This window comes from Streptomyces sp. SID1328 (assembly GCF_009865595.1).
In the GTDB taxonomy this organism is placed as follows: domain Bacteria; phylum Actinomycetota; class Actinomycetes; order Streptomycetales; family Streptomycetaceae; genus Streptomyces; species Streptomyces griseoluteus.
In genome coordinates, this window is record NZ_WWKH01000439.1 from 1 (window position 1) to 9,039 (window position 9,039).

The following is a 9,039-nucleotide window of genomic DNA, read 5'->3' on the forward strand; positions in this document are numbered from 1 at the left end:
TTGAAGGTGCCGCGGATCTTGTTGACCACCAGGGTCGACAGGGCCTCGCCCTCGACGTCCTCGGCGATGATCAGCAGCGGCTTGCCCGACTGCATGACCTTCTCCAGCAGCGGGAGCAGGTCCTTGACCGAGGAGATCTTGGAGTTGGCGATGAGGATGTACGGGTCCTCGAGCACCGCCTCCATGCGCTCCATGTCGGTCGCGAAGTAGGCGGAGATGTAGCCCTTGTCGAAGCGCATGCCCTCGGTGAGCTCGAGCTCCAGACCGAAGGTGTTGCTCTCCTCGACGGTGATGACGCCTTCCTTGCCGACCTTGTCCATCGCCTCGGCGATGAGCTCGCCGATCTGGGTGTCGGCGGCGGAGATGGAGGCGGTGGAGGCGATCTGCTCCTTGGTCTCCACGTCCTTGGCCTGCTCGAGCAGGGCGGCGGAGACGGCCTCGACGGCCTTCTCGATACCGCGCTTGAGGGCCATCGGGTTGGCGCCGGCGGCTACGTTGCGCAGGCCTTCCTTGACCAGGGCCTGGGCCAGCACGGTCGCGGTGGTCGTACCGTCGCCGGCGACGTCGTCCGTCTTCTTGGCGACTTCCTTGACCAGCTCGGCGCCGATCTTCTCGTACGGGTCCTCGAGCTCGATCTCCTTGGCGATGGATACACCATCGTTGGTGATCGTGGGGGCGCCCCACTTCTTCTCGAGGACGACGTTGCGGCCCTTGGGGCCGAGCGTCACCTTGACGGCGTCCGCGAGCTGGTTCATGCCGCGCTCGAGGCCGCGCCGCGCCTCCTCGTCGAACGCGATGATCTTGGCCATGTGAAGTGGTCCCTCCAGGACTGGGGGTGATTCCTTCGGACCGCGCCCGCGCCCGCGACGGACGGCTCGCCGGCCTCGTGGTTCCTTGCCCCACCCGGCCTGCGGGCCTCACCGACCCGGTCCTTCGTTGTCACTCTCACCTTCAGAGTGCTAACGCAATGATTAGCACTCACCCAGGGCGAGTGCAAGCGCCTTCGGGTGATCAGGACGGGACCTAACAGGACGAAGGGCCCGCACCCTGTACGGGTACGGGCCCTGCGCTCAACCGGAGACGTTCAGGCGGTGACGCGAACCATGTCGGCCTGCGGGCCCTTCTGACCCTGCGAGATCTCGAACTCGACCCGCTGACCCTCTTCCAGGCTGCGGTAGCCGTCCATCTGAATCGCGCTGTAGTGGACGAAGACGTCCGCACCACCGTCGACCGCGATGAAGCCGTACCCCTTCTCCGCGTTGAACCACTTGACGGTGCCCTGAGCCATGGCTAACTCCCCTATTACTGGCCCTTGCGCAGATCCACACCTCGTGAACCTGGGTCAGACCTCGCCCCCCAATCGGTCGGGGGCGTGCGCCGGAACGCGTCGACCGCGGCTGAATGTATCTGTCCAACTGCCGTCTGCAACAGGTCAATCGGACGAGAATTCTGGACGGACACAGTCCGGAATCTGCCGCAACTTCGGCTGAATTCGGGGCAAGTCGGGCCCCATAAATGCAACAAATGCCGCACATTACCCGCGCATTTTGGCTACTTCTTGTCGGGCCGGCGGCATGAATCAAGGACGCCCGGTCCGTGGGACCGGGAGCGCGTTCCCCAACTCTACCGCGCTCAATCACACAGAATGGCCCCCTCCGTTTCTCTTGTGGAGGGGGCCATGGAGGGGGCCATTACCGAGGGTAAATTTCAGCCGCCGGCTACCGCCGGAATGATGGAGACACCCGCGCCGTCGGGCGTGGCGGTCTGAAGTCCGCCCTCGAAACGCACGTCGTCGTCATTGACGTAGACATTCACGAACCGGCGCAGCCTGCCCTGGTCGTCCAGGACGCGCGCGGCAATGCCCTGGTGGTGCTTCTCCAGGTCCTCGATGACCTCCGCGAGCGTGCCGCCCTCGGCGGCGACCTCGGCCTGCCCGCCGGTGTAGGTGCGCAGGATGGTCGGGATGCGAACGGTCACGCTCATGCGAGGCCAGCCTCTCGGAAGGAGTCCAGGTTCGGGCGGATGGTCGCGGTCAGACCGGTGCCGGCGACCGCGTCCAGGGTCTTGAGGCCGTCGCCGGTGTTGAGGACGACGGTGGTGAGCGAGGGGTCCAGCGCGCCGGACTCGATCAGCTTGCGGGTGACACCGACCGTCACACCGCCCGCCGTCTCGGCGAAGATGCCCTCGGTGCGGGCCAGCAGCTTGATGGCGTCCACGATCTGCGGGTCCGTCACGTCCTCCACCGCCCCGCCGGTGCGGCGCGCGATGTCCAGCACGTACGGCCCGTCGGCCGGGTTGCCGATGGCGAGGGACTTGGCGATGGTGTCCGGCTTCTGCGGCCGCACCACGTCGTGGCCCGCCTTGTAGGCGGCCGACACCGGCGAGCAGCCCTCCGCCTGGGCGCCGAAGATCTTGTACGGCTTGTCCTCGACCAGGCCGAGCGCGATCAGCTCCTTCAGCCCCTTGTCGATCTTGGTGAGCTGGGAGCCGGAGGCGATCGGCACCACGAGCTGGTCCGGCAGCCGCCAGCCGAGCTGCTCGCAGATCTCGTACGCCAGCGTCTTGGAGCCCTCGGCGTAGTACGGCCGCAGGTTGACGTTGACGAAGCCCCAGCCCTCGCCGGCCGGGTCGCCGATCAGTTCGGAGCAGAAGCGGTTCACGTCGTCGTAGTTGCCCTCGATGCCGACCAGCTCACCGCCGTAGACCGCGGCCATGACGACCTTGCCCTGCTCCAGGTCGTGCGGGATGAACACGCAGGAGCGCAGGCCCGCGCGGGCGGCGGCGGCGCCGACCGCGCCGGCCAGGTTGCCCGTGGAGGAGCAGGAGAGGGTGGTGAAGCCGAAGGCGCGGGCGGCCTCCAGCGCCTGGGCGACGACGCGGTCCTTGAAGGAGTGCGTCGGGTTGCCGGAGTCGTCCTTCACGAACAGCCCGCCGGTGACGCCGAGTTCACGCGCCAGGCGGTCCGCCTTGACCAGCGGGGTCCAGCCGGGGTTGAGGTTCGGCTTGTCGGCCACGTCGGCGGGGACGGGCAGCAGCGGGGCGTAGCGCCAGATGTTCGCGGGGCCGGACTCGATGCGCGCCCGGAGCTTGTCGGTGTCGTACGCGGAGAAGTCGTAGGCGATCTCCAGCGGCCCGAAGCACTCCTCGCAGGCGAAGACGGGACCGAGCGGGACGCGGTGTCCGCACTCCCGACAGCTCAGGGCGGCGGCGGGTCCGAGATCGACGGTGGGGGTGGCGACAGTCTGCACAGCCATGGAGGCGAGGCCCTTTCTCCTCATCTTCCTCACGACGCATCTCGCCGTGAGACGGATTTGGCACCTTCCCTAGCCGGGAGCCTCGCGCGTGCCGCGGTGTTCGCGCACGGGAGACCGGCTGGAGGGTTGCCGGGGCTTCATCGGGCCGTTTCCCTCTGCCCCTCTGGATGAGCGGTATTCGGTTGTGGACGCCGTCCGACCTCGACATGCGATGGTCACCGGCGTTGTTCAAGACTGTAACCGAAGGCCAGGAGAGTTGAAGGTGTCGTCCGAACCGCGAGATGGATCAGGCAGTGAGGAGCCGCAGACCATGATGGAAGAAACCGAGCGCTGGCTGGCCACCCGCTCCTGGTCCGTGGCCGACCGCCCGCTGCACCGCGTGCTGGCCGCCAAGCAGCGGTCCGGGCAGCGGGTCTCCGTGGTGCTGCCCGCGCTGAACGAGGAGGCGACGGTCGGCGAGATCGTCTCCGTGATCCGCCACGACCTGGTCTTCCAGGCGCCGCTGGTGGACGAGGTAGTCGTGGTGGACTCCGGGTCCACCGACCGCACCGCCGAGGTGGCCGCCGCCGCGGGCGCGCGGGTGGTGCACCGGGACGAGATCCTGCCCCGGCTGCCCGCCGTGCCCGGCAAGGGCGACGTGCTGTGGCGCTCCCTGCTGGCGACCAGCGGCGACATCGTCGCCTTCGTGGACGCCGACCTGCGCGAGTTCTCCTCCGACTTCGTGCTCGGCATCGTCGGCCCGCTGCTCACCGATCCGGGGATCGACCTGGTCAAGGCGATGTACGACCGTCCGCTGGGCGGCGCCGCCGGGCAGGGCGGCCGGGTCACCGAACTGATGGCGCGCCCGCTGCTCAACATGCACTGGCCGCAGCTCGCCGGGTTCGTGCAGCCGCTCGGCGGGGAGTACGCGGCCCGGCGCTCCCTGCTGGAGCGGCTGCCGTTCCCGGTGGGGTACGGGGTCGAGCTGGGCATGCTGGTGGACTCGCTGCATCTGGTCGGGCTGGACGCGCTGGCGCAGGTGGACGTGGGCGTGCGCAAGCACCGGCACCAGGACGGGCAGGCGCTCGGCCGGATGGCCGCCGCGATCTACCGCACCGCGCAGCTCCGGCTCGCGCGCGGGCATCTGGTGCGGCCGGCGCTGACCCAGTTCGAGCGGGGGGTGAGCGGGTTCGAGCCGCGTACGTACTCGGTGGACACCGAGGAGCGGCCGCCCATGGCGGAGATCGCGGAGTACGCGGCGCGCGAAGTGGCGTGAGCGGGCTGTATACGGTCCGGCTCGCCGGTCGCGCGTACGTTTGAGCGTTTGGGGGCCGGGCTAGGTTGAGGCCATGGCTACGCAGGGTGCTGAGGTGCTGGTCGCGTCCAATCGCGGCCCGGTTTCATACACGGTGGGTCCGGACGGGTCCTTGGGTTCCCGCCGGGGCGGCGGCGGTCTCGTCTCGGGGCTGTCGGCGATCGGTCCGGACACGGACGCGGTGTGGGTGTGTGCCGCGCTCGGTGAGGGCGACCGGGAGGCGGTGCGGCGCGCGGACGGCGGACTGCTTCCCGCCGAGGACACCGGCGGGCAGCGGGTGCGGATGCTGGACATCGACGCCGAGGTCTACGCCGACGCGTACAACGGGATCGCCAACTCCGCGCTGTGGTTCGTGCACCACATGATGTACCAGACGCCGCTGGAGCCGGTGTTCGACGCGGAGTTCCGCCGGCAGTGGGACGCGTACCGGGCCTACAACCAGGCGTTCGCGGAGGCGCTGGCCGAGGAGGCGGCGCCGGGGGCGGCGGTGCTGATCCAGGACTACCACCTGGCGCTGGCCCCCCGGATGCTGCGCAAGCTCCGGCCCGACCTGCGCATCGGGCACTTCACGCACACCCCCTGGGCGCCGCCGGACTACTTCCGCCTGCTGCCGGACGACATCGCGGCCGAGCTGCTCACCGGCATCCTGGGCGCCGACCGGGCGGCCTTCCTGACCCGGCGCTGGGCGGACGCGTTCACCGACTGCTGCCACGCGGTCCTCGGTCCGGGCATCCCCTCGGGTACGGAGATCGGGGTGCACGGCCTCGGCGCGGACGCGGAGTTCCTGCGGGAGCGGGCGCACCGGGCCGACGTGGACGAGCGGATGGCGGTGCTGCGGGAGCAGATCGGCGAGGGGCGCCGGTCGATCGTCCGGGTGGACCGCACCGAGCTGTCCAAGAACATCGTGCGGGGCCTGCTGGCGTACCGCCGCCTCCTACAGGACCACCCCGAGTGGCGCGAACGCGTGGTCCACGTCGCCTTCGCCTACCCCTCCCGGCAGGACCTCGCCCTGTACCGCTCCTACACGGAAGAGGTACGCCGGGTCGCGGAACAGATCAACTCCGAGTACGGGACGGCCGGTTGGACCCCGGTCCTGCTCCACCTCGACGACGACTTCGCCCGCTCCCTCGCCGCCTACCGCCTCGCCGACGTGGCGCTGGTGAACCCCATCCGCGACGGCATGAACCTGGTCGCCAAGGAGGTCCCGGTCGTCTCGGACGAGGGCGTGGCCCTGGTGCTGTCCCGCGAGGCAGGCGCCTACGAGGAACTCTCCGAGCACGCCATCACGGTCAACCCGTACGACGTCGTCGGCACGGCCGAGGCCCTCCACGAGGCCCTGACCCTTCCGGACGCAGCCCGAGCCGAACGCTCCAAGCACCTGTCCGACGCGGCCACGGCCCTGCCTCCCGCCAAGTGGTTCCTGGACCAGTTGAACGCGCTGCGGGGCTGACACCCCGGCTGGCCGGCCTGCTCAGTGCCAGGCCAGCCAGCCGATGCCCGCGGCGGTGGTGAGGCCGGCCCCGGCCCAGGCTGCGGGCCGGCTGCGGTCGGCCAGGAAGCCGAACAGCGCGGCGGTCAGCAGCACGGCCCCCGTACCGATCGCGGCGCGCGGCAGACCGTCGTGGTAGCCGTACTCGTCCAGGTGCCTGCCCAGGAACAGGAACCAGGCGATCTTCATGACGCCCCCCGCGCCGCATGTGCGTGGCGCCCGTCGGCCTCAGCCGAGGTGCGCCGCCAGATTTCCGAGCAAGTCCACCACACCCTCAGGCCCGTCCACCACCAGGTCGGCGCGTTCGGCCAGTTCCGTCACCTCGCTGCTGCCGCTGCACACCAGCAGGGACGGGGTGCCTTCGGAGCGGAGCTTTTCGAGGGCTGCGAAGGCGGGGAGGTCGCCGAGGTCGTCGCCGGCGTAGACGACGGACTCGGCGCCGGTGGCGCGGAGGTGGTCGAGGAGGGCTACGCCCTTGTCCATGCCGGGCGGGCGGAGTTCGAGGACGAGGCGGCCGGGTTCGACGATGAGGCCGTGGCGGGTGGCGAGGTCGGTGAGGGGGGCCCGGAGGGTTTCGAAGGCGGCCTCGGGGTCCTCGGCGCGGCGGGTGTGGACGGCGACCGCGCGGCCCTTCTCCTCGATCCAGGTGCCGGGCCAGGCGCCGGCCCGGTCCAGGACGCCGGGAAGTTCCGCGCGGACCGCGGCGATGCCGGGGTGCGGGGCGGGCGCGGTGACGGTGCCGGTCGCGGCGTCCCAGCGCTCGGCGCCGTAGTGGCCGAGGACGACGAGGTGCTCCAGGCCGGGGACCCCGGCGAAGCCGCCGTTGCGGACCGCGACCCCGGCCGGGCGGCCGGTGACCACGGCGACGGAGGCCACCTTCGGCGCCAGCGCCGCCAGCGCGGGCACCGCGCCGGAGTGGGCGCGGGCCTGGTCGGGGTCGGCGACGATGGGGGCCAGCGTGCCGTCGAAGTCGAGGCCGATCACGGCGGTGCCGGGCCGCTGGAGCAGCGCCCGCAGGCCGTCGCGGCCCGCCTGGGTCACCGGTACCGGCAGCGTGCTGTCCTCGGCGGTGTTGTCAGGGTTGCCCATAGGGCGACACTATCCGCGCCGGGCCGCCCTCACGCCTCCGGAAGAGGCTCTACCGTTCCGACCTTCTCGCCTCGCGGACCCGCCGCAGCCGGTTGACCGTCACCGGGTCGTGCCGGAGGGCACGCTCGTCGTCCAGCAGGGCGTTGAGGAGCTGGTAGTAGCGGACCGGCGCGAGCCCGAGCTGCTCGCGGATGGCGCGCTCCTTCGCGCCGGGGCCGGGAAAGCCCCGGCTCTCCAGTGCGAGGATCGCCTTCTCACGGCTGCCGAGTTCCATGCCGGCAACCGTAACCCCGACCACTGACAGCGGGCTCAGCCCTGCGACTGGGCCGTGCTGTCGGCGGCCGTGGCGGCGGCCTGGAGCCGGGTGAGGACGCCCGCCGGGCTGCCGTCGGGGGAGACCGCCTGGCCGATGTCCCTCTTCACGGCCGCGCTGACCGCGGCCCAGGAGGTCTTGTTCACCGGGTACTGCTCGGCGGTCGGCAGCTGCTCCAGGAACGCGTGCAGCGGGGCGTCGGACTTCGCGTCCGACTGGCTCATCGCCTCGGAGGCGGAGGTGGTGACGGGCAGCAGACCGTACTTGCGGGAGAAGTCGAGTACGTTCTTCTGCTCGTACACGAAGTCCAGGAAGCTGCCGATCTGGCGGGCGTGGCCGTTCTGCTTGAAGGCCAGCATCCAGTCGGTGACACCCATCGCGGCCCGCGCCCGCCCGGTGCGGCCCGGCATCGGGACCATGCCGAACTTCACGCCCTTCGCCTCGGCCTGCCGGATCAGTGTGGGGTGGCCGTTGAGCATGCCGACCTGCCCGTCCGCGAACGCGGCGAACGCGGCGGCCCGGTTGAGCCGGCCGGGGGCCACCGGCCCGGTGAGCCCCTTGCCCACCAGGTCGTCCTTGAGCCAGGTGAACGTCTCCCCGTTCAACGCGGAGTCGATGGTGTAGGTGCCGATGTCGTCGGTGTAGCCGCTGCCGCCGCTGAGCAGCCACTGCATGGTCTCGGCCTGCGCCTCCTCGGGGCCCAGCGGCAGCGCGAACGGGTACTTCACGCCCTTGGCCTTGAGCGCCTCGGCGTCGGAGGCCAGCTCGTCCCAGGTGGTGGGCGGGGTGATGCCGGCCTGCTGGAACAGCGACTTGTTGTAGAAGAGCACGCGCGTGGAGGCCGCGAACGGCATCGCGTACGGCGTGTGGTTCCAGTCCCCCGCGTCGGCGAGCTGCGGCACGAAGTCGGCCTGGGTGCCGATGGAGAGCGTGTCGGACATCGAGTACAGCTTCCCGGCGGCCGCGTAGTCGGCGTACGCGCCGATCTGGGCCATGTCGGGGGCGTTCCCGGAGTCGACCATCTCCTTGACCTTGGCGTCGACGTCGTTCCAGGAGTAGACGCTGACCTGGACCTTCACGTCGGGGTGCTGCGCCTCGTAGGCGTCCACCAGCGCGGCCCAGTACTTCTTGGAGCTGTTGGCCGCGGAGTCGCCGTAGTCGGCGGCGACCAGCTTGAGGGTGGTGTCCGAGGAGCCCGTGCTCCCACAGCCGCCGAGCATCGCCGTCATGCCCAGTGCGGACACCACCGCGATCGTTCCTGCCGTACGCCGACGCACCCTCAGAACCCCTTGTCCCCTTGGTCAGACCATTCGATTTCGAACGCATAAGGTCTACACCACGCGAGTGGACTAGACCTTTCTTGGGTCGGCGGGTCACACTGGGCCGGTGAGACATGTCATCGCCCTGGACGTGGGCGGTACCTCGATGAAGGCCGCGCTCGTCGGCGAGGACGGCGCGGTGCTGCACCGCGCCCGCCGCGCGACGGGCCGCGAGGGCGGACCGGACGCGGTCGTCGACCACCTCCTCGCCTTCGCCGCCGACCTGCGCGCGCACGGCGCCGAGCACCTCGGCGCCCCCGCGCTCGCGGCCGGCGTCGCCG

General features: G+C 70.5%; 10 protein-coding genes, 1 pseudogene and 1 riboswitch. Of the genes and pseudogenes, 3 read left to right on the forward strand and 8 right to left on the reverse strand.

Annotated elements, in window-relative coordinates; all coding sequences use genetic code 11:
* The 4 genes from groEL to thrC all read right to left on the reverse strand — a co-directional run.
* On the reverse strand, positions 1–809 hold an 809-nt coding region (groEL, locus tag GT030_RS13135; protein WP_161201268.1), incomplete at its 3' end, for a chaperonin GroEL.
* Positions 810–1,084: 275 nt separating this feature from the next.
* Positions 1,085–1,288: a cold-shock protein gene (locus GT030_RS13140; protein WP_009189266.1), complete on the reverse strand. Its 204-nt coding sequence runs from the start codon at positions 1,286–1,288 to the stop codon at positions 1,085–1,087.
* Between the two features lie 419 nt (positions 1,289–1,707).
* A complete protein-coding gene (locus GT030_RS13145; RefSeq protein WP_135791998.1) occupies positions 1,708–1,983 on the reverse strand; it encodes a MoaD/ThiS family protein in 276 nt (91 codons plus the stop codon).
* A complete protein-coding gene (gene thrC, locus GT030_RS13150; protein WP_086690256.1) occupies positions 1,980–3,254 on the reverse strand; it encodes a threonine synthase in 1,275 nt (424 codons plus the stop codon). The genes GT030_RS13145 and thrC overlap by 4 nt, the downstream gene beginning before the upstream one ends.
* Before the next feature lie 17 nt (positions 3,255–3,271).
* Positions 3,272–3,428, reverse strand: a riboswitch (SAM riboswitch).
* Between the two features lie 136 nt (positions 3,429–3,564).
* On the opposite strand from thrC, the gene GT030_RS13155 reads away from it, so the two are divergent.
* The gene (locus GT030_RS13155; RefSeq protein WP_161201269.1) at positions 3,565–4,509 is read left to right on the forward strand and encodes a glucosyl-3-phosphoglycerate synthase; all 945 of its coding nucleotides are present in this window, start codon (positions 3,565–3,567) and stop codon (positions 4,507–4,509) included.
* Positions 4,510–4,582: 73 nt separating this feature from the next.
* Positions 4,583–5,998 (forward strand): trehalose-6-phosphate synthase, encoded by a 1,416-nt coding sequence (locus GT030_RS13160; protein ID WP_202460039.1) that lies wholly within the window; start codon positions 4,583–4,585, stop codon positions 5,996–5,998.
* A gap of 21 nt (positions 5,999–6,019) precedes the next feature.
* Here the strand turns inward: GT030_RS13160 and GT030_RS13165 are convergent, their stop codons facing one another.
* Genes GT030_RS13165 through GT030_RS13180 form a run of 4 tightly spaced genes read right to left on the reverse strand, consistent with a single transcriptional unit; the run spans position 6,020 to position 8,686 of the window.
* On the reverse strand, positions 6,020–6,226 hold the full coding sequence (locus GT030_RS13165; protein WP_161201270.1) for a hypothetical protein: 207 nt from the start codon (positions 6,224–6,226) through the stop codon (positions 6,020–6,022).
* A gap of 39 nt (positions 6,227–6,265) precedes the next feature.
* Positions 6,266–7,126 carry a trehalose-phosphatase gene (gene otsB, locus GT030_RS13170; protein ID WP_161201271.1) on the reverse strand — a complete coding sequence of 287 codons (861 nt, stop codon included), beginning with the start codon at positions 7,124–7,126 and terminating at the stop codon, positions 6,266–6,268.
* Between the two features lie 49 nt (positions 7,127–7,175).
* Positions 7,176–7,400 (reverse strand): DUF3263 domain-containing protein, encoded by a 225-nt coding sequence (locus GT030_RS13175; protein WP_030804564.1) that lies wholly within the window; start codon positions 7,398–7,400, stop codon positions 7,176–7,178.
* 35 nt (positions 7,401–7,435) lie between these two features.
* Entirely contained in the window at positions 7,436–8,686 is a 1,251-nt protein-coding gene (locus GT030_RS13180; RefSeq protein WP_161201272.1) for an extracellular solute-binding protein, read from the reverse strand.
* 139 nt (positions 8,687–8,825) lie between these two features.
* Here GT030_RS13180 and GT030_RS13185 point away from each other — a divergent pair.
* Positions 8,826–9,039: pseudogene (locus tag GT030_RS13185) on the forward strand (ROK family protein); the annotation flags it as partial.

Bases quoted from the DNA above. Each gene is read 5' to 3' on its own strand.
- GT030_RS13140 (WP_009189266.1), bottom strand. From the start codon at position 1,288: ATGGCTCAGGGCACCGTCAAGTGGTTCAACGCGGAGAAGGGGTACGGC.
- GT030_RS13145 (WP_135791998.1), bottom strand. From the start codon at position 1,983: ATGAGCGTGACCGTTCGCATCCCGACCATCCTGCGCACCTACACCGGC.
- thrC (WP_086690256.1), bottom strand. From the start codon at position 3,254: ATGGCTGTGCAGACTGTCGCCACCCCCACCGTCGATCTCGGACCCGCC.
- GT030_RS13155 (WP_161201269.1), top strand. From the start codon at position 3,565: ATGATGGAAGAAACCGAGCGCTGGCTGGCCACCCGCTCCTGGTCCGTG.
- GT030_RS13160 (WP_202460039.1), top strand. From the start codon at position 4,583: ATGGCTACGCAGGGTGCTGAGGTGCTGGTCGCGTCCAATCGCGGCCCG.
- GT030_RS13165 (WP_161201270.1), bottom strand. From the start codon at position 6,226: ATGAAGATCGCCTGGTTCCTGTTCCTGGGCAGGCACCTGGACGAGTAC.
- otsB (WP_161201271.1), bottom strand. From the start codon at position 7,126: ATGGGCAACCCTGACAACACCGCCGAGGACAGCACGCTGCCGGTACCG.
- GT030_RS13175 (WP_030804564.1), bottom strand. From the start codon at position 7,400: ATGGAACTCGGCAGCCGTGAGAAGGCGATCCTCGCACTGGAGAGCCGG.